This is a genomic window from Oxalicibacterium solurbis (genome assembly GCF_014635845.1).
GTDB classification, from domain to species: Bacteria; Pseudomonadota; Gammaproteobacteria; order Burkholderiales; family Burkholderiaceae_D; genus Oxalicibacterium; species Oxalicibacterium solurbis.
The window spans coordinates 306,163-325,570 of the sequence record NZ_BMDP01000003.1 but is presented as its reverse complement, the minus strand read 5'-3'; the positions used below and the strand labels follow the sequence as shown (position 1 = coordinate 325,570).

Genomic DNA, 19,408 nt, shown 5'->3' with positions numbered 1-19,408 from the left:
GCAGCTTGGGCTGCCCTTTTTGTTTTTTTGGGAGTCTTCATGGATCACACCACAGACGTCATCACCAAACTGTTGACCGAATCGCGCGTCATCGCCGTCGTCGGCCTGTCGCCGAATCCGGAGCGCCCCAGTCATGAAGTCGCCCGATACCTGCAGCATCATGGCTACCGCATCATCCCCGTCAATCCTGCAGCGGCAGGGACGCAAATTCTTGGCGAACATTGTTATGCCACGCTGACGCTGGCTGCAGCGGCGCTGGCAGAACAGCAACTGCATATCAATCTGGTCGACGTCTTTCGCAAATCCGAAGCAGTAGGGCCGATCGCGGACGAAGCCATTGCGATCCGTGCCAATGGCCTGTGGCTGCAACTCGGCGTGGTCAATCAGGTAGCAATCGACAAGGCGCGTGCTGCCGGATTGGCGGTCGTCGCCGATCGTTGTACCAAGATCGAACATGCCGCACGTCTGATGAAAATGAAATGACGGGAGCTGCAATGTCGAAAAAATCCGTGCGTAAACTGTTGCGGGTGCGCGATGGACAGCGCGCGAGTGAAGCAGCTGCCGGCGACAAGCCTTTGTCCAGTGGCGACAAGGCGGCGGACAAACAGATCGTGGAGGAGCTGGCCAGGGAAATCTCCGATCTGCAGGATGTGCTGTATGCACAGCGTGAGCACAAGATTCTGATCGTCCTGCAGGGAATGGATACATCGGGCAAGGACGGTACGGTGCGTGGCGTGTTCGGCAAGATCGATCCGCTTGGCGTCAGCAGTGTCGCCTTCAAGGCACCGACTCTCGAAGAAAAGAGCCACGATTTTCTATGGCGTATTCATCGGCACGTTCCCGCACAAGGCGAGCTGACCATTTTCAATCGCAGTCATTACGAAGATGTATTGATCACACGCGTGCATGACTGGATCAGCGAGGCCGAATGCAAGCGACGTTACGCCCATATTCGCGATTTCGAGCGCATGCTGGCGGAGACGGGTACCGTCATCATGAAATTCTTCCTGCATATTTCAAGTCGTGAGCAGAAGAGCAGATTGGAAGAACGTATCGCCAATCCAGACAAGCACTGGAAATTCGATCCGGATGATCTGAAAGAGCGTGAGTACTGGCAGACGTATCAGCGCCTGTACATGCGCGCAATCCATGCTACGGATGCAAACCATGCGCCGTGGTATGTGATACCGGCAGATTCCAAGACGCATCGCAATCTTGCCATCGCATCCATCGTGCTGGAAACGCTGCGCGAACTCAAGCCGAGTTACCCGCCTGGAAATCCGGAATATGCGAAGCTCAAGGTCAGCTGATGTCCTGATTGGCAAGGGCGAATAAATCCAGCCATCTGCGAGGCTTGATGAAGGTGATGACGTTGCAAAACTGTCGCAGAGTGAGGGTTGTGATTTGACCCTTTAGATAGGAATAATTATCATTCTTGTTGTATCTGAATTCATTCCTTCTGCTCGCCATTCCGCTGTCTGACCGGTATCAACCCAGCTGCAGAAAAGCCCGTGCAGCAAACGTTTTTACCGGAGAAAATCATCATGCCGTCTCGACAGAGTCGCTCACCTCGCTTTACGCAACCAAAACCCCTCGTTACCGCCGTTGCCATGGCAATGCTGAGCATGTCTGGCTTGCTGCATGCGCAGGAAGCACAGCAGATTGCGCAAGATACGACCACATTGGAGGCGATCCAGGTCAGCAGCGATTGGTTGGGTAGTGGATTGCAGAACAGCGTCAAGACTTATCCAGGTGCGCGCACCGTCGTTAAAAAAGAACAAATCCAGGATAGTGGGGCAGCGAGCATCACTGACGTCATGCGTCGCATTCCAGGCGTGCAGGTAACGGAAAATGCTGCAACGGCCGGCACACCTGTTTCGTTGAACATTGGTGTGCGTGGACTGACGGGACGTTATTCGCCACGTTCGACGGTTTTGCTTGATGGCATTCCCATGTCGTTTGCTCCGTATGGTCAGCCGCAGTTGTCATTCGCACCGATCAGTTTAGCTAATATTGAGACGATCGACGTTGTGCGTGGCGGCGGTGCCGTACGTTACGGTCCACAAAATGTGGGCGGCATTATTAATTTCCGTACACGTTCTATTCCGACGACACCTGGAATGTCGGGAGATGCCAGTGTTCGTTACATCGATTACGATGGACGCCAGGCCAATACGCAATACAGCACGTTTGTTGGGGGTACGCTGGATAACGGCCTAGGTATCGCGTTGCTGTATTCCGGCGCTAGCGGTTCGAGCTGGCGTGACCATAGCGACCAGTCCGTCAATGATTTTGCCTTGAAGCTGCGCTATGAGTTGACACCGACTTCAGAGATCTACGGCAAGCTGTCATATTACGATGTCGAATCCAAGACTCCAGGTGGACTAACGCAAGCGCAATATGCTGCCGATCCATTTCAAAATACGCGTCCGCGTGACTACTGGAGCGGTGACCGTAAAGGTATTGATGTTGGTTACCTAAACTATATTTCGGATACGCAAGAGTTCGAAATTCGCAGTTATTTCAACGAAAGTTTCCGTCAAAGTACACTGGCCAAGGCTCCGGGTGACAATCCTGCGACCATGACGCATTCGCCGCGCAATTACCGCGTGTTCGGCATCGAGCCGCGGTATACGCAACGTTTCGCTTTCGATTCCGTTACGCACGATGTCACGGTTGGATATCGCTACATTAGCGAGCGTGGTGACGATACTTCCTATGATGAGAACACAACCACGGGCGTTATTAGCAATTACGAGCCTTTTATCAATGCTACCGATGCGCATGCGGTTTACATCGATGACAAAATCGCTGTCGGTTCATGGCGGATTACACCGGGAGTTCGCTACGAGCGCATTGATTCTCAACGTGAAAGCGCCGATGGTAGCGAGCGCTTCAATCGCAAGAACAACAAGGCCTTGCCACAGCTGAACATTGCCTATCTGTTGACGTCGGAACTGACAGTGTTCACAAACTACGGCAAATCTTTCGGACCTGTGCAGAACACGCAGTTGAATCAGAATTCGGCGGCCAATCCGCTGGCGCCAGAGGTTGCGACTACGACCGAACTTGGTATGCGCTGGCAGGGACGTCAGCTGTCTGCTGAGGCGACATTGTTCAATATCGATTTTGATAATCAGATTCAAATCGACCGAGGTGCGGGTGGTACAGAAGATACATACCGCAATCTCGGCAAAACCACGCATCACGGCGTTGAAACGGCTATTGACTATACGTTCGATGACGACAGTGCGTTAGCGGGTTTGAATCTGTATGCCAATTACACATACCTGCGTGCGACATTGGATAATGATGACGCTACGGACGGGAATGACCTGCCTTTCTATTCGCGTAACACGGACACAATCGGCGCACGTTATAAAACAGGTCCATGGACCTTTAATGTGTCTAGTACACATCAAAGCCGTCAGTATGCGGACGAACAAAATACAGTGGCAGAAAATGAAAACGCGAACAATGGTGTAATCCCAGGCTATCGCGTATTGAATGCTCAAGTTGGTTGGAAAGCGCAAGGCAAGAAAGGGTTTGATATTCTTGCTGGAATTAACAATCTGACTGATAGACGGTACTACACGCGCATCTATAGCAGCAAACCTACAAACACCTCGGGAGGCCGTTTGGTCGGCGCCCCCCGCACAATCTTTGTCCAGGGACGTTATTCGTTCTAAAAGCGTGCAATCCTGATCTTCAACTGGCCGGTCAATCGACCGGCCTTGTCATTTCATGTACATGGCACCCATGCAGCATACGACTCCTGCCCGCACAATGAATCTACGCCGCCTCTGGCTCAAGACACATCGATGGCTTGCGTTGTCGGTGGGGTGGATTCTTGCCATTGTCGGCCTTGTCGGTGCCATCTTGGTTATCGCGCGTCCGCTCGATGTCTGGAGTCATCCGCAGCTTTTCCAGGTGCAGCCGTCCACGATCGTGAATACGAGTGGGAAAACGGTTTCGATGGAATCGGTACGTCATTATCTTGTCTCGACATTCGGCAAGGGGTATAGCTATACATTGCGCCCCCCTCACGAAGAGGGCGAGACATTACACGTACTAGTGAATGGCCCGTGGCAAGGCACGGTTTATTTAAATCCATACACCGGCGTGGAGCAGGGGCGTCGGGGTGGCGACGAGGGTGTCGTTAACTTTCTGTTCAAACTCCACAGCTCGTTGATGCTGAAGGCGACGGGCAAGGCGATTCTCGCCTGGATCGCACTGGCTTATCTGATTCTGTTGATATCGGGATTGGTATTGTGGTGGCCGAAACGCTGGCCGCCTTCGCTGAAAATAGAATTGCGCAAAGGCGTGCTGCGCGGTTTGTTCGATACGCATCGTATCGGCGGGGCGGTTCTTGGTTTGGTAATCGCCGTCTCCGTCGCCACTGGTGCTTACATGGCTTGGCGGCCTATCGGGCAAATAATCACCGCGATGGCTGGCGACAAGGTTGTCAAACCACCCAAGGTGAAACCGGTTGCCACGACCATCGTCCCGCCTACGCTCGATGAAATGGTTGCACATGCGCAGTCGCAATTTCCAGACGATCCCGTCGGTTATATCCAGATACCTGCCAAGGCAGACCAACCGATTCGTATCCGGATGCGACTTGCCAGTGACCCGCATCCCAACGGGCGGACCGCCATCTATCTTCATCCACAAAGTGGCGAGATTCTCGCCGTCGATCGCTGGGATGAAATCGATATCGGCGCGCGACTGAATTCATACATCTATCCGCTACACACAGGCGAACTGGGCGGCCCGTTGCTCGAAGCAGTCGTCTTTCTGGCAGGCCTGGCCCTGGGCATGCTCGGCGTTACCGGTATCTGGTTATGGTGGCGCCGACGAAACTGACATGGCATGTATTTAACGAATTTTTAACGATATTCTTCTTCCAACTTCGCTCTTTTCACAAAAAACAACACTCCTAGCAGTTTAGATTGACCCTACAAAAGAGAATAATTATCATCCGCATTCTCGTCGGCATGTTTCCGCGCCGATAGCCAGCCATCTGAATCACCTCCTCCCTGTCACAGGGCCGGTTTGCAGACTAGCCAGCCTTTTAAATAAAAAACCATTTCAGGACAGAAGGAATTACAGATGGCTCATATCAAAAGCCGCAAGCATCCTATTGCTCGCCGGTTGAATTGCTCCGTGGCGGTCGCTGCTGCAGTGATGGCACTGCCAGCATATGCACAACAGACGGATGACGCCGCAAAACAGGCAGGAACATTGCCGCAGATCACGGTGCAAGGGGACGTGCCTTACAAGGCTGATGCCGTCTCCTCGCCAAAATTCACGCAACCGTTGGTCGATACGACGCAAACCGTCTCCATCATCAAGAAAGAAGTCATTCAGGATCAAGGTGCAACCACGCTGACTGAAGCGTTGCGCAGCGTACCCGGTGTAGGAACTTTCTATGCTGGTGAGAATGGAAATACCAGCACCGGTGATGCTATCTACATGCGTGGATTCGATACATCGAACAGTATTTATGTCGATGGCGTGCGTGATCTCGGTTCGATTTCCCGCGATATCTTCAACGTCGAGCAAGTGGAAGTAACTAAGGGGCCATCCAGTACCGACTATGGCCGTAGCGCACCGAGCGGTGCTATTAACTTGGTAACCAAGCAGCCGACATTGACGGATGCTACTAGTGCTAGTGTTGGTTTTGGTAGCGGTAGCTACAAGCGTACTGCCGTCGATTTGAACAAGGCATTGACGGGCATGGAAGGCACAGCGATTCGTTTGAATGCCATGGTTCAGGATGCTGGTGTGGCCGGCCGCGATGAAGTGGAAAACGATCGTTGGGCTGTTGCACCATCGATTGCATTTGGCCTAAATTCGCCGACGCGGACATACTTGAACTTCCTGCATGTCAAACAGAACAATGTGCCTGACGGCGGTGTTTATACGATTGGTCTGCCAGGTTTCGGTTCTCCTGACCCTGCTCGCCCATATTTAGGTAATGCGCCTAAAGTGGATTCAAGCAATTTCTACGGTACGAGGTCAGATCGCGATGATGTTACAGCGGATATGGCAACCCTGCGATTTGAACATGACATCAGTGCGGATACGACAATTCGCAATACAACGCGTTGGGGTCGCACGAAACAAGACTATCTGTTGACATCATTTATGGCGGCAGGTTCGGGTGCCAATCAGATATTGACGCCAAGTGCAACGGATCCCTCTACCTGGACCATGGCTCGCAATATCAATACGAAGGATCAGGTCAATACAATTATTACGAACCAGACCAACCTGACTACAAGTTTCGCAACAGGTTCGATCAAGCATGATCTGAGTGCAGGGTTTGAGCTGACGCGAGAAGAGCAGGAAAGCTATACGCGTGCTACGACTGGAACTGTACCAAGGGTAAGCGTTTATGATCCGGATTCAAGCATTTCGCTTCCTGACTATAACCGCACTGGTGCATTTGGTAAGGGATCGACCGATACAATTGCGGCATATGTATTTGACACGTTGAAATTCAACGACCAATGGCAAGCCAACCTCGGATTGCGAATTGATCATTACAAGACGAGGTACAACGCAGTAGCAGCGTGTGGTGGTCGTGGTCCAGCTTGTGGCTCGAATCCGACAGGAACGCTTATGTCAAGCGCAGATCACCTGAAAGCCTCGGACAATGTTGTGAGCTGGAAGACGGGCTTGCTCTATAAGCCTGCGCCCAACGGTAGCATCTATGTCAATTACGCTGTATCGAAACAACCACCTGGTGGCAGCAACTTCCAGTTGAGCACGTCTGATAACAGCGCGAACAATGCAAACATGGATCCACAGGAAGCCAAGACTGCAGAGATCGGCACCAAATGGGATTTGCTGAACAAACGACTGCTGTTGACTGCTGCAATCTTCCGTACCGACGTCGAAAATGAAATTTTCGAAAATGACGACGGCACGTTCGACCAAACCGGTAAGAAGCGTGTGAAGGGCTTCGAATTGTCTGCTTCTGGCCAGATCACACGGGATTGGTCCGTTATTGCTGGTTATACCTATCAGGATAGCGAGATTGTCAAAGGCGATCCTTTGACAAACGATGATTCCGACGGCCTGACCTATACGCCTAAGGATTCCTTCTCTCTGTGGACGACGTATCAATTGCCACGTGGCTTTACCGTTGGTGGTGGCGCACGTTATTCCGGTGGCCTGAAGCGCGGTAGTGACGGTGCAGTCGGCACGCCGAACTTCACGGACTCGTACTGGGTCTACGATGCAATGGCGACCTATCGACTCAGCAAGAACGTCGATCTGCAGCTCAACATCTACAACTTGTTCGACAAGGAATACGTCGCAGCGATCAACAAGAGCGGCTATCGTTACTTCCCGGGTATCGAGCGTTCCGCACGTCTGACGGCGAACATCCGGTTCTAAGTAGCAAGCACTCCACGTAGCGTTATACTTTGAGCCTCTCCTTCGGGAGAGGCTCTTTTTTTGCGAGAGACATCATCATGATGCTGCATATTCCTGAAGTATTGACCCAGACGCAGGTTGCCGAAATCCGGCGGCGGTTGGAAGAGACGGAGTGGGTCGACGGCAAGGCGACCGTCGGCACGCAAGGGGCGCAGGTCAAGAAGAACCGGCAGCTTCCGGAAACATCGCCGGTCGGGCTTGAACTGGGCAACATTATCCTGAAGGCGCTGGTCAGCAATCCGCTTTTCTTTGCTGCGGCGTTGCCGATGCGTTACATGCCGCCGCTGTTCAATCGCTACGAGGGAGGCGAGCATTACGGATTCCACATCGATGGTTCCGTACGTTCGATTCCCGGCACAAACCTGAATCTGCGCACGGATCTTTCCTGCACGCTCTTCCTGTGTGAGCCGGAGGAATACGAAGGCGGCGAACTGGTCGTGTCGGATACTTATGGCGAACATGAGGTGAAGTTGCCGGCAGGGGACATGATCCTTTATCCATCCAGCAGCCTGCACAAGGTCGAACCTGTCACGCGCGGCGCACGGGTTTGCTCCTTCTTCTGGATACAAAGCATGGTGGCGGACGACAGCAAGCGCACGATGCTGTTCGAACTGGACAAGAACATCCAGCAGTTGCGCGACAAGGTTGGCGATACGCCGGAGATCGTCGGACTGACCGGCCATTATCACAATCTGCTGCGGCAATGGGCTGCGGTATAGAGCCTGATTGATTTCCTGTCGCGATGTAGTGCGATTTTGCGACGGTAGTTTTATGGCGTTTATCGCGCCCCATCTGAGCGCGATTTTCAATTCACAGACTGTCAGTACACATCGCGCCGATAACGGCCTTGCTCGATCAGGCGTTCGACTTTTTCTTCGCCGATCATTTCCTTCAGTGCGGCTTCTACGCCGCCTGCCATGCCTTCCAGACTGCCGCAAACATACAGCGCCGCGCCTTCATCCAGCCAGACGCGTACCTCCTCGGCGCGTTCGCGCAATCTGTCCTGCACGTACAGCCGCTTTTCCTGATCTCGGGAAAAGACGATATCGGCCTGTGTCAGCAAGCCTTGCGCCTGCCACGCTTCGATCTCGTCGCGGTAATGGAAATCGTGCGCGATCTGGCGTTCGCCGAAGATCAGCCAGTTGCGCATGATGCCGTTCGCCGCGCGCGCCTTCAGATGGCTGCGCAGACCGGCCAGGCCGGTGCCGTTGCCGATCAGGATCAGCGGTCGTTGCGCGTTGTTGCCGATGCGGAAATTGCCGTGCGCGCGCAGGCGCAGATCGATTGTCGTCTCCAATGGTGCGTGTTCGGTCAGCCAGCCGGAGGCAACGCCAAGCGTGCCGTTCGGATGCCGTTCCTGACGCACCAGCAGGTGAATGCGGCCGTCGGCCGGAATGGAGGCGACCGAATATTCGCGCGGCTTGTGCGGATCGCCGGGAGCGATGATCTGCACGAGATCGCCGGCCTCCCATTGCGGCGTTTCGTCGTCCTCGGCTTCCAGTTCGAGATGGAAGACCGGGCTGCCAGCGCTGCCGGGATTCAGGTGCCGGCGTGCGGCAAGCCGCCATGGACGATAGGGCGGCCCTTGCCAGTCGGGCACGTCGCTGGTGCCGGCGATGCGGTTCAGTTGATGTTGCCAGTCGTGCAGTGCGGCCGTGTCGCCGTTGCTGACGGCAATGGCGTCGAACAGCGGTTGTGCCGCGCATGATTGCAGCCAGCCTTGCAGCGTGCGGCCGAAACCGCAGAAGTGTTTGTATTCGCGATCGCCCAGCATCAGCAGGCCGTAATGCAGATGCGCCAGCGCCGGGGTCTGACGCATCGCCTTGCCGGCAAACAGCGCGGCGTTGTCGGGCGGATCGCCTTCACCGTAGGTGCTGACGATGAACAGCGCGCGTTCGGTTTGCAGCAGGGCGTCGGTATCGATTTCGGACAACGACGCCACGCGCGCCGGAACGCCAGCCGTGTGCAGTGCGCGCGCCGTCTGCCAGGCAATCTCTTCGGCCTGGCCGGTCTGGCTGGCATAGACGACCAGCCATGGCGCGACGCCATCGGCGGCCGGGATCAGCGAGGCGGCTTCATGCGCCGCTTGCAGGCGTTTGCGGCGTTGCGCCAGCCAGGTGGTCAGGCACAGTCCCAGCCAGAGGGCGACGAGCAGGGAAGCGAACAGGATGCGGGCAGCTGTCATGGCGATGCTTCTATTCTTCCAGCAGCGCCTGCAGCGGCGTACTCAGGTATTCCTGAAAACCATCTTCGCCACGCTGCAGCATCAGTGCGCACAGGCCAAGGCGATTCGCCAGTGCGAGGCCTTCTTCGACGCCCATCACGCCAAGCGCGGTGGACCAGGCGTCGGCCAGCATGCAATCGCGATGCAGCACGGTGACGGATGCGAGGTTGTTGCGGATCGGCTGGCCGGTGCGCGGATCGATGGTGTGCGAGTGGCGCGTGCCGTCCGCTTCGAAATAGCGGCGGTAATCGCCGGAGGTGGCGATCGACCAGTCGTACAGCGCGACGATCGTTTCGATGCCGACATGCATGTCGCCCGGCAGCTCCAATGTGACCCACCACGGCTGCCCATCCGGCTTCGTTCCTTCGCCGCGCAGTTCGCCGCCGATCTCGACGAGAAAGCTGTCGATGCCGATGCGGCGCAGGCGGCGCGCTACTTGGTCGACGGCAAATCCCTTGGCGATGGCGGAGAAATCGACATAGAGTCCGCCGGCCTGGAAAGCGCGACGCGGCACGGCATCGACGACGATGCGCTGCCAGCCGCAGCATGCCTGTGCGGCGTGCAATTCTTCCGGCGTCGGCGCAGCGAAGCCTGGTTCGTTGTAACGCCGTGTCGGACCGAAGCCCCATGCGTTGACGAGTGTGCCGGCGGTCGGATCGTAGGCGCCGCCGCTGTCGCGTGCGACCTGCAGTGCGCAATTCAGGACGGTGAAAAATTCCTCCTGCAGCGTATGCCAGCTGCCGGCCGGTGCGCGATTGAAACGGCTGAGATGCGATTCCGCTTCCCAGGTACTCATCTGCGCAATGACGAGCGCGAGTTCTTCTTCGATGGCTTGCTGCAGCGGTTTCAACTCGCATGCCGGTTCGGCAGCCAGTTTGACGCTCCACGTCGTCCCCATCGTGTCGCCATGCAACGCATGCACTCCGCCGCCCAGCCGTGGAGGCTGCGGCGGAGTGCTTATACGGGGGACCAGCGTGCGTCGCGTCATCGGATCGTCAAAGAAAAAACGCCCGCTGCCGGCAGGCAACGGGCGCAGCGGAGGAACGGAATTACGGCTGCAGCACTTCGAGCGTGGCGCTGTAGCTGGCGCGTACCAGCGGCTTTTCCAGCGTGCCGGTCGAACCTTGCGGCGGGCGGCCGGTGTTGGTACCGATCCAGTACATGCCGGCGTCCGGCCACTTGATGCTGACCTTGCCGTCGCGATCGGTCTTCAGCGTGATCTCGCCGAGCGCATCGCGATAACGATTGCCGCCGCGGATGACGGTGACGGCCAGATCGGCCGCGGGTTTGCCGTTGAGCGTGAAGCGCAGCACGGTGGTGTCGCCGGCGAAGAGTTCAATCGGTGCTGTCAGCGGCGTCATCTCGAGGCCGTTGCCGTCGCTCTTCCATTCGGTCTTGCCGCTGTCATCGCCGGCGCGCACGAAGGTTTCGGCGCGGCTTTGCATGCGCGTCACGTTCAGGCCTTCGGCATTGGCCGGGACTTCCTTGGCGAAAGTCTCGGCGGTACCGCGCCAGCGTTTCATCTGGCCGTCGACCTTGTACATGGCGGAGAGGCCGTCATTGACCAGCGCAACGCGGTAGGTGCCGGCTTCCGGCAGCTTCAGTTCGAAGCTGCTGCGCTGTTTGCCTTTCCAGGTGTTTTCCGGTTGCGGGTGCGTATTGTTGGGGCCGTCGACCGTCAGTGCGCCCAGTTGCAGCGCATGGTCGGGCACGAACAATTCTTCCGAAGCGGATGCATCGAAGGTGACGACTGCACCGGCCTTGTCGGCCAGCGTCGTCGACGGCAGCAGGAAGGTGCGATGCGCGTGCGCAGCCAGCGGCAGCGTCAGCATGACGGAAGCGCCGATTGCCGCAGCGTAGTGAGTCAAGGATGGTTTGTGCATGGAAAGTCCCCTGTGTCGTTATGGTTTGACTTCGACGGAAACGGCGCCCAGTTCGTGGTCGCCTTTCGCCTGCGTGGTTTGTGCGGCTTTCGACGACCAGGCGAACGGCACGCGCACGACTTCGCGGCCGCCGGCTTCGCGCGATGCTTCCGCCACCAGCACGTAATCGCCGGCCGGCAGCTTGTCGAGGCCGGCCTTGGCGCCGAATGTCATCGTGTGTTCGCCCGGCGCACGCGTGGCGCCGCTGACGCCGTCGACCGGCATCTGCAGATCGCGGCCGCTCTTGCGCCACCATTGGCGGACATCCTTCAGCCACTTGGTGCCGACGTTGTCCTTCTTCTTGATGTCGTACCAGACCGAGAGGTTCTGCACGAAGCTCTGATCGGGCTTCTCGATCCAGAATGCGACATAAGGCTTGTGGTATTCGGCCACGTTCAGGCGCGGCACTTCCACCTTTACGTTCAGGTCGGCGGCGAAGGCGGGCGCGGTCAGTGCGGCGCCCAGCATGAAGGAATAACGGATCTGCATAGAAAAATTCCAGATAGTGGTCAGTGAATGAACAGGATGGCCAGCAGCAGCGGAATCAGCACGCCCAATCCGACGATTGGCCATGTCGTCGGCCGGTTGGTTGCATGCATCTTCAATATGAACAGGCCGGTGATCGAGAAGATCAGGCAGGAAAGCGCAAAGAGGTCGATGAACCAGCTCCATGCGGTGCCGGTATTGCGGCCCTTGTGCAAATCGTTCAGGTAGGAAATCCAGCCGCGATCGGTCAGTTCGTATTCCACTTCGCCGTTGCTGCGATCGATGCGCAGCCAGGCATCGCCGCCGGGGCGCGGCATCGCCACATAGACTTCTTCCGGCGACCATTCCGCCTCGCGCGCGCCGACATCGACTGACAATGCCGTTTCAGTCCATTGCTGCAATGCCGGCGGCAGCGGATCGTTCGCCTTGTCGTCTTCGTCAGATGCGTTGAGCGTCGCCAGCTGCGCCTGCAAGTCGGCCGGCAGCGTGGCCTTCTTCGACGTCACGACCGGGTGCGCCTCGATCTGCCCCGCATGGTTGAGCGTGAAGCCGGTCGCGGCGAACAGCAGCATGCCCAGCAGGCACAGCGCCGAACTGATCCAGTGCCACTGATGCAGCGTCTTCAGCCAATAGGCTCGTCGTTGATTGGCCGATGTTTCCATTCCAGCACCCGTTTCGCCGGATGCAGCCCGCTGCACCGGTAAATAAAAACTATTCTCATTTGGATTGTCGGCGATCCGGGGCGCGATTGCAATAGATTTAATGTAAAGAAAGATGAAGCGAAGCCAGTGGCGATGCGGTTTTCCGGCGGAAAAGGGCGGCGGATTTTTTGCCGTCCATAGGGATGGGAGGGCGATTTTTCAAGATCTTGAAACGGCTGGGACGACTCCTTATATCCGCAGTCAGCGGATGCTCGATCGAGGTCCGCCCAACCTTATCGCTTGAATTCTTGAAAGGATATGACCATGCGTACTTTTGACTTTACCCCGCTGTACCGTTCGGCAATCGGCTTCGACCGCCTGGCGAACCTGTTCGACGATGCGCTACGCACCGACGCGCAGCCCAGCTATCCGCCGTACAACATCGAACTGGTGGGCGAAGACAAGTATCAGATCACGATGGCCGTCGCCGGCTTCGATCGTTCCGAGATCGATATCGAAACCGAACGCGATGCATTGAAGATCATCGGCCGCAAGCAGCGCGAAGATGCGCCGCGTAATTTCCTGCACCGCGGCATCGCCACGCGCAACTTTGAGCACACTTTCCGTCTGGCCGACCATGTGCGTGTCGTCGGTGCGAAGCTGGATAACGGCTTGCTGAATATCGAGCTGGTGCGCGAAGTGCCGGAAGCGCTGAAGCCGCGCAAAATTAGTATTGATGCAGTGGGCGACAATGTGCAGGCATTGAAGGCCGCTTGATTGCCGGCCGGCTTTAAATGATTAAAAGGAGGCAGCTATTGCCTCCTTTTTTATCGTCCCGCTTTTTGCTTATCGATTCTGGCGCCGGGTAATCGGGCAGATACTGCTTCGCAAGCCATGCTGGAACATGGCCAAATCTGGCCGGTTGCACTTGCTCAACGCCAGGCGCTTCCCAACTGTATATAAAACGCATTGTCATCCCGGCTGTGCGCGACGTCCACGCCCAGCGACAGCCCCAGCTTGCGCGCGATCAGATAACGGAAGCCCGCTCCTACACTGGTTGCCGTCGGCGCGTCCGAGAAATCGTTCCATTTCCCGTAGGCCTTGCCGGCACCGGTGAATCCCAGCAGGGACCAGCGAGGTGTGGCCTGCCAGCGCAGTTCGACTTCCGTGACGACGGCATTCTGATCCTGATATCTGCTCTTGGATATGCCGCGCAGGTCGACATTGGGTTGCGCATAGAACGGGATGTCGCCGCTGGAGAAACGTCCGTCGGCGCGCAGGCCGAGTATCCATTCCTTCGCGAATGGTAGCCAGGTATAGCCACGCGCGTTGTACTGGTTGAAGTCTTGTTTGCTGCCGAACGCATCGCGCGCGAACTGCACTTCAAATTCCGCGTAGGTACCCTTGTTCGGATAAAAGATGTTGTCGCGAGAATCGTAGTCGACCACGATTCCCAGCTTGCCGATATTGTGGTCGTTGCCCTTGAGGTTAAGTTCGCTTGCCACTTCGCCAGTGAAGCGCGTGCTGGAGTCGAAGTAGACATAGCGTGGACCGACGTACCAGTGCGAATCGCCTATACGCGTCAGCAGTTGCTGTACCAGCAGGGAGCCATCGAGTTCATAACTGCGTGGGCGATTCAGCTGGCCGTAGTAATCGAGCCGCGCATCCATCTTGGCAATGGCGCCCAGATAACGGTAGCGGTCCCCGTCCCAGGTATGAAAGTGCGCGAGACCGGCTCCCCATGTTCCGTTGTCTGTTTTGGCGCCGCCCACGACCGTGATGTTCGGTGGCGCTATCCCCTTGCCGCTCTTCTTCGCAGTGGTGGCCGCATCGGAAATCGATTCCGAAAAGAATGCCAGGCCCAGGCCAAAACCGTAGCCGATGGCCGGCTCGGTGATAACGGTAGGGACGACAAGCGCGCCTTTGTGATTGAGCAGGAAGTCGCTCAGATCGAGTTGGCCGTCTTCGGGATCGAAAAAGGCAATGGGCTTTTTTTCTTCGGCGTATGCCTCTCTGCCGGGAATCAAGGCGAAAAGAATGCCGATCACGAGCGTGGCAAAAGGATGGCTGTATTTTGCGCTAGAGCGGTTGGTACGATGGGACGCACAGTCGGCGGTGGCGAAGTCGGCTTGCATGCAATCTACCTCCCGATGGTTGGTGCGATACATGAATATCGACCATCGCGAGGAAATCGTCCGAGGTCTTGCGGTCGATTCTAAACCGGATCGTCAATGCGGTGAGGCGAATCGGGGGCAGTCCGATCCGGGCCGGATCTGTTCCGGTTTTCTGCGATGTGGCGCGCCAGTTTCTCTACGATTTCCTCTGTTTCATCGGCGTTCATATGCAGGCCAAGTTTGGAGCGCCGCCACAGGATGTCATCGGTGCGCTGCGCCCATTCATGCTGCACCAAGTAATCCACTTCCGCAGCAAACAGGCCAGGCGCGATGTTTTCTCCCATTTCCTGCAGATTGCTGCGTTTGGCCATCAATCGTGTGATCCGCGTGCCGTATGCATGCGCGTATCGCGCGATCAGTTCGGGCGGCAGCCATGCGTATCGTCGCTGCATGTCGCATACGAAGGCATCGAATTCTTTTACCGCGCGCTTGTTCGGCGTATTACCGAAAATATCGCCGCCGGGCAGACAGGCGTCGGCGGTCCAGGCAGCGTGGCGATTGCCGAGCAGCGGCGCAAGCTGGTCGACGGCTTCTTCGGCCAGCTTGCGGAAGGTCGTGATCTTGCCGCCAAAGATCGTCAGCATCGGTGCGGCGTCGGTATCCAGCGCGAGCTTGTAGTCGCGCGTGACGTCGGAGGCGCGTTCGCTATCGTCGTCATCGGCATCTTCGACCAGCGGGCGCACGCCGGAATAGGACCAGACGACGTCGCCGGCAGAAACGGGTTTGGCGAAATAGCGGTTGGCGAGCGCGCAGAGATAATCGATTTCTTCCGCGGCTATGGTCACGCGATCGGTGTCGCCGTGGTAATCGATGTCGGTGGTGCCGATCAGCGTGTAATCCTGTTCGTACGGAATCGCGAACACGATGCGGCCGTCCGGATGCTGGAAGATGTAGGCGCAGGCATGATCGAACAGCTTGCGCACGACGATGTGGCTGCCTTTGATCAGTCGCAGCTTGCGGCCGGTGCGGCCGTGCACCGTATCGTGCAGGAAGCTGGCGGCCCATGGACCGGTGGCGTTGACCAGCGCGCGCGCCTGCACGTCGACGATGCTGCCGTCAGTCTTGCGCAACGTGGCTTGCCAATGATCGTCATGCCGCTTGATGCTGTCGCAGCAGGTGCGCGTCAGGATCGTTGCGCCATGTTCGGCGGCGTCGAGCGCATTCAGCACGACGAGCCGCGCATCGTCGACCCAGCCATCGGAATAGGCGAAACCTTTTGCGAAGTTTTTTTTCAGCGGCGCACCTGTTGCGTGCGTGCGCAGGTCGAGCGTTTCTGAGCCGGGCAAGAGTTCGCGCCTGGCGAGATGGTCGTAGAGGAACATGCCGGCGCGGATCATCCATGCCGGACGTTGGCCGGCATCATGCGGCATCACGAAGCGCAGCGGGCGCATGATGTGCGGCGCGCTGCGCAGCAGGATTTCGCGTTCGATCAGCGCCTTGCGCACCAGACCGAAATCGTATTGCTCCAGATAGCGCAGGCCGCCGTGGATCAGCTTGGTGGAAGCGGACGAGGTATGCGAAGCGAGATCGTCCTTTTCGCACAGCACGACGGAAAGTCCGCGTCCGGCGGCGTCGCGCGCGATGCCGGCGCCGTTGATGCCGCCGCCCACGATGAGAAGGTCGCACTGCAGTTGCTGTTGCATCGGGAGCCTGTCCGGAGTTCTTTCGGATATTGTAAGCGGGCGGAATATGAAGGGGTACACTCTATCCATCCACCTTTCTCCGCGGCCGCCATGTTCTTTCTATTCGATCCGTCGTTCTGGGAAACCGCCAGCTTCGTCGTCACGGTCATTGCACTACCGTTTGCCATTTTCCTGTTCCTTTTCGAGCAGCGGAAGGAAAGGGATTCGGAGGAGGAGGAGGCATATCAGCTGTTGCAGGATGCCTATAACGATTTTCTGAAAATCGTGCTGGACAATCCCGATCTGCAATTGCGCAGTGCTGTCTCGCGAATGGATCTGACGGACGAGCAGAAGGAACGCAAGCTGATCATCTTCGAAATGCTGATTGCCTTGTTCGAGCGCGCCTACATCGTGTCGTATGAACCGGATATGCGCGGCCTGCCGTTGCGGCGCTGGCATTCATGGGACGACTTCATGCGCGAATGGTGCCGCCGCGACGATTTTTACTACCAGCTTCCACATCTGCTTAGCGGCGAGGATGAAGATTTCGCCCGATATATTCGCGCGCTGGCGGATGAGGAACATGGGCGCAAGATTTCCGGAGACGTGCGCGGCCTGTCTGACGGGAAGCAATGACGAATTTTTCTGCATGAAGTTGTCGCCCGAGGATGCGATACCTCTGCTTTGGGCGATAATGATTGCCCCATTTTTCTGCGTACGTTCAGTCTGATGCCTACACCATTTGCCCCGCTCAAGAACGATACCTTCCTGCGTGCGCTGTTGCGCCAACCGACCGACTACACGCCGCTGTGGCTGATGCGCCAGGCCGGTCGTTATCTGCCGGAATATCGCGCCACGCGTGCGCGCGCCGGTTCCTTTCTCGGTCTGGCAAAGAACCCGGATTTCGCGACCGAGGTGACACTGCAGCCGCTGGATCGCTACGATCTGGATGCGGCAATCCTGTTTTCGGACATTCTGACCGTGCCGGATGCAATGGGCCTTGGTTTGTATTTCATCGAAGGCGAAGGGCCAAAGTTCGAGCGTCCGCTGCGCGATGAAAAGGGCGTGCAGGCATTGAAGGTGCCGGAAGCGGGCGAACTGCAGTACGTATTCGACGCCGTCACGCAAATCCGCACCGCGCTGAACGGGCGCGTGCCGCTGATCGGTTTTTCCGGCAGTCCGTGGACGCTGGCCTGCTACATGGTCGAAGGCGGCGGTTCCGACGATTTCCGCACGGTCAAGTCGATGCTGTACAACCGCCCCGACCTGATGCACCACATCCTGCAGACGAACGCGGTGGCGGTCGCTGCCTATCTGAATGCGCAGATCGATGCCGGCGCGCAAGCCGTGATGATCTTCGATACCTGGGGCGGTGCACTGGCCGATGGCGCCTATCAGGCGTTTTCGCTGCATTACATGCGCGAGGTCGTGCGCCGACTGAAGACCGAAAAGGACGGCGTGCCGGTGCCCAGCATCGTTTTCACCAAAGGCGGCGGCCTGTGGCTGAAGCAGATCGCCGACATCGGCACCGATGCCGTCGGCCTGGACTGGACCGTCAATCTGGGCGCCGCGCGGGCCAAGGTTGGCGATCGCGTGGCGCTGCAGGGCAATCTGGACCCGGCCATCCTGTTTGCCCAGCCGGAGCAAATTCGTGCCGAGGTGGCGCGCGTGCTCGATTCCTTCGGCAAGCACAACCAGGATTCCGGCCATGTGTTCAACCTCGGCCACGGCATTTCGCAGTTCACACCGCCGGAAGCCGTTTCCGTGCTGGTGGACGCCGTCCATGAACTGAGCCGTCCGCTGCACGCTTAAGCCCGCGTGTCGCGGAGCATGCACTTACTTTGTGCCTGTCGCCGGTAATAGTGTGAGTTGACTTTGCCAAAACGGGGCGTGACCAGGCCCCGTTCCTTGCGCTTATGCACAGAATGTGAAATGGTGTGACCTTGCATGAATGCCTACATGTCGCTCCATTTTTCTGACAACATCGGTTTTGTAACTTATTGATTTAATTGAAGAATTTTTCTGCTTTTTGTTTTGGCATTTTATTGAAACCCGCATGAAATCTAGGGCTTTGCATCGTTTTTAAAGGTTACCCACAAAGTTATCCACATGTTTTGTGGATAGCTAAAAAAGAACTTAAGAATCGGGAGCTTAGCGCGCATGCTGATAATTCACTTGAAGTCAGAAGCAAGGTGCTTTGAAGCAACTTCCCGCGCTTCCTTTTTGGAAAGATTTCCTGCCGGATAAAGGTGTATCTGCAATACAAAATAAAAAAGCTTATTCACAAAACGGTGCATGGCAGTAACGAGAACGATTGCTATCCGCCTTTTGAATCCTCTTTGGAGAGACGATATCAAGTCTTTGATTTGCAAGGGATTTATTTTTGCATCCAAAACAGGCAATGAAGTGAAGACCGCGCATTCCCTGGCGAAAACCGTGTTCCAGACAGTTTCTCCACAGAGTTATCCACAGTGTGTGTGGATAGTTGGGAAAACAGTTTGAAAACCGATATTTAGCGGGCTTTTTGGAGAAAGACTTGAGGTTGGTCCGCACGCGGTAAACAAAACGATGTATTGAGGGAAACTTTTTGCAAGCTTGCGACAAGTTCGCGGATTTGCCGGCAAAATCGGACGGATGGCAATTGGGACTCTATCCGAGGCTTCTCGCAGGGACTTATTCACACAAAGCGGGATATTGCAAAGCAACATCGATTTTTTGACGAATGATTTCAGCTTCTGCGATAGCATTTTTCAAGTCATTGTTTTTAAAAGAGTTTTTATTTGCATGGCTTTTGGGCATTTTATTGAAACCCGCGCCGGTGCTGTGCTTGCCGTCTGTCAAGAGGCTGTTATGCACAAAGTTATCCACAGCGGTTGTGGAAGAGTCGAAAAAG

General features: G+C 56.5%; 17 protein-coding genes. 9 read left to right on the top strand and 8 right to left on the bottom strand.

Annotation, left to right across the window (positions count from 1 at the left end; all coding sequences use genetic code 11):
- Nucleotides 1–39: 39 nt before the first annotated feature.
- From IEV40_RS11490 to IEV40_RS11465, 6 genes are all read left to right on the top strand, one after another.
- Nucleotides 40–483 (top strand): CoA-binding protein, encoded by a 444-nt coding sequence (locus IEV40_RS11490; RefSeq protein ID WP_188421785.1) that lies wholly within the window; start codon nucleotides 40–42, stop codon nucleotides 481–483.
- 11 nt (nucleotides 484–494) lie between these two features.
- Nucleotides 495–1,310, top strand: coding sequence for a PPK2 family polyphosphate kinase (locus tag IEV40_RS11485; RefSeq protein WP_188421783.1), 816 nt, complete (start codon nucleotides 495–497; stop codon nucleotides 1,308–1,310).
- 234 nt (nucleotides 1,311–1,544) lie between these two features.
- The gene (locus IEV40_RS11480) at nucleotides 1,545–3,689 is read left to right on the top strand and encodes a TonB-dependent receptor family protein (protein WP_188422399.1); all 2,145 of its coding nucleotides are present in this window, start codon (nucleotides 1,545–1,547) and stop codon (nucleotides 3,687–3,689) included.
- Between the two features lie 70 nt (nucleotides 3,690–3,759).
- A complete protein-coding gene (locus tag IEV40_RS11475) occupies nucleotides 3,760–4,866 on the top strand; it encodes a PepSY-associated TM helix domain-containing protein (protein ID WP_229724084.1) in 1,107 nt (368 codons plus the stop codon).
- A 246-nt stretch (nucleotides 4,867–5,112) separates the two neighbouring features.
- Nucleotides 5,113–7,407: a catecholate siderophore receptor Fiu gene (locus IEV40_RS11470; RefSeq protein ID WP_188421781.1), complete on the top strand. Its 2,295-nt coding sequence runs from the start codon at nucleotides 5,113–5,115 to the stop codon at nucleotides 7,405–7,407.
- A gap of 77 nt (nucleotides 7,408–7,484) precedes the next feature.
- Nucleotides 7,485–8,165 (top strand): Fe2+-dependent dioxygenase, encoded by a 681-nt coding sequence (locus IEV40_RS11465; protein WP_188421779.1) that lies wholly within the window; start codon nucleotides 7,485–7,487, stop codon nucleotides 8,163–8,165.
- 101 nt (nucleotides 8,166–8,266) lie between these two features.
- On the opposite strand, the gene IEV40_RS11460 is transcribed toward IEV40_RS11465, so the two are convergent.
- The 5 genes from IEV40_RS11460 to IEV40_RS11440 all read right to left on the bottom strand — a co-directional run bounded on the left by IEV40_RS11460 (nucleotide 8,267) and on the right by IEV40_RS11440 (nucleotide 12,740).
- The gene (locus tag IEV40_RS11460) at nucleotides 8,267–9,631 is read right to left on the bottom strand and encodes a sulfite reductase subunit alpha (protein WP_188421777.1); all 1,365 of its coding nucleotides are present in this window, start codon (nucleotides 9,629–9,631) and stop codon (nucleotides 8,267–8,269) included.
- Between the two features lie 10 nt (nucleotides 9,632–9,641).
- Nucleotides 9,642–10,658 (bottom strand): FAD:protein FMN transferase, encoded by a 1,017-nt coding sequence (locus tag IEV40_RS11455; RefSeq protein ID WP_188421775.1) that lies wholly within the window; start codon nucleotides 10,656–10,658, stop codon nucleotides 9,642–9,644.
- Between the two features lie 61 nt (nucleotides 10,659–10,719).
- On the bottom strand, nucleotides 10,720–11,553 hold the full coding sequence (locus IEV40_RS11450; RefSeq protein ID WP_188421773.1) for a DUF4198 domain-containing protein: 834 nt from the start codon (nucleotides 11,551–11,553) through the stop codon (nucleotides 10,720–10,722).
- An 18-nt stretch (nucleotides 11,554–11,571) separates the two neighbouring features.
- Nucleotides 11,572–12,081 (bottom strand): DUF2271 domain-containing protein, encoded by a 510-nt coding sequence (locus IEV40_RS11445; protein WP_188421771.1) that lies wholly within the window; start codon nucleotides 12,079–12,081, stop codon nucleotides 11,572–11,574.
- A 20-nt stretch (nucleotides 12,082–12,101) separates the two neighbouring features.
- Nucleotides 12,102–12,740 carry a PepSY-associated TM helix domain-containing protein gene (locus IEV40_RS11440; protein ID WP_188421769.1) on the bottom strand — a complete coding sequence of 213 codons (639 nt, stop codon included), beginning with the start codon at nucleotides 12,738–12,740 and terminating at the stop codon, nucleotides 12,102–12,104.
- Nucleotides 12,741–13,043: 303 nt separating this feature from the next.
- Here IEV40_RS11440 and IEV40_RS11435 point away from each other — a divergent pair, with 303 nt between their 5' ends.
- Entirely contained in the window at nucleotides 13,044–13,496 is a 453-nt protein-coding gene (locus IEV40_RS11435) for an Hsp20 family protein (RefSeq protein ID WP_188421767.1), read from the top strand.
- Nucleotides 13,497–13,651: 155 nt separating this feature from the next.
- Here IEV40_RS11435 and IEV40_RS11430 read toward each other — a convergent pair whose 3' ends face one another.
- Nucleotides 13,652–14,854, bottom strand: coding sequence for a BamA/TamA family outer membrane protein (locus IEV40_RS11430; protein ID WP_188421765.1), 1,203 nt, complete (start codon nucleotides 14,852–14,854; stop codon nucleotides 13,652–13,654).
- Nucleotides 14,855–14,934: 80 nt separating this feature from the next.
- Nucleotides 14,935–16,524 carry a glycerol-3-phosphate dehydrogenase gene (gene glpD / locus IEV40_RS11425; RefSeq protein WP_229724115.1) on the bottom strand — a complete coding sequence of 530 codons (1,590 nt, stop codon included), beginning with the start codon at nucleotides 16,522–16,524 and terminating at the stop codon, nucleotides 14,935–14,937.
- On the opposite strand from glpD, the gene IEV40_RS11420 reads away from it, so the two are divergent.
- Together IEV40_RS11420 and hemE are read left to right on the top strand one after the other, a co-directional pair.
- Entirely contained in the window at nucleotides 16,408–17,151 is a 744-nt protein-coding gene (locus IEV40_RS11420; protein WP_229724133.1) for a hypothetical protein, read from the top strand. The genes glpD and IEV40_RS11420 overlap by 117 nt on opposite strands.
- A 93-nt stretch (nucleotides 17,152–17,244) precedes the next feature.
- Nucleotides 17,245–18,327, top strand: coding sequence for a uroporphyrinogen decarboxylase (hemE, locus tag IEV40_RS11415; protein WP_188421761.1), 1,083 nt, complete (start codon nucleotides 17,245–17,247; stop codon nucleotides 18,325–18,327).
- An 861-nt stretch (nucleotides 18,328–19,188) separates the two neighbouring features.
- Here the strand turns inward: hemE and IEV40_RS11410 are convergent.
- Nucleotides 19,189–19,371 (bottom strand): hypothetical protein, encoded by a 183-nt coding sequence (locus IEV40_RS11410; RefSeq protein ID WP_188421759.1) that lies wholly within the window; start codon nucleotides 19,369–19,371, stop codon nucleotides 19,189–19,191.
- Nucleotides 19,372–19,408 lie beyond the last annotated feature (37 nt).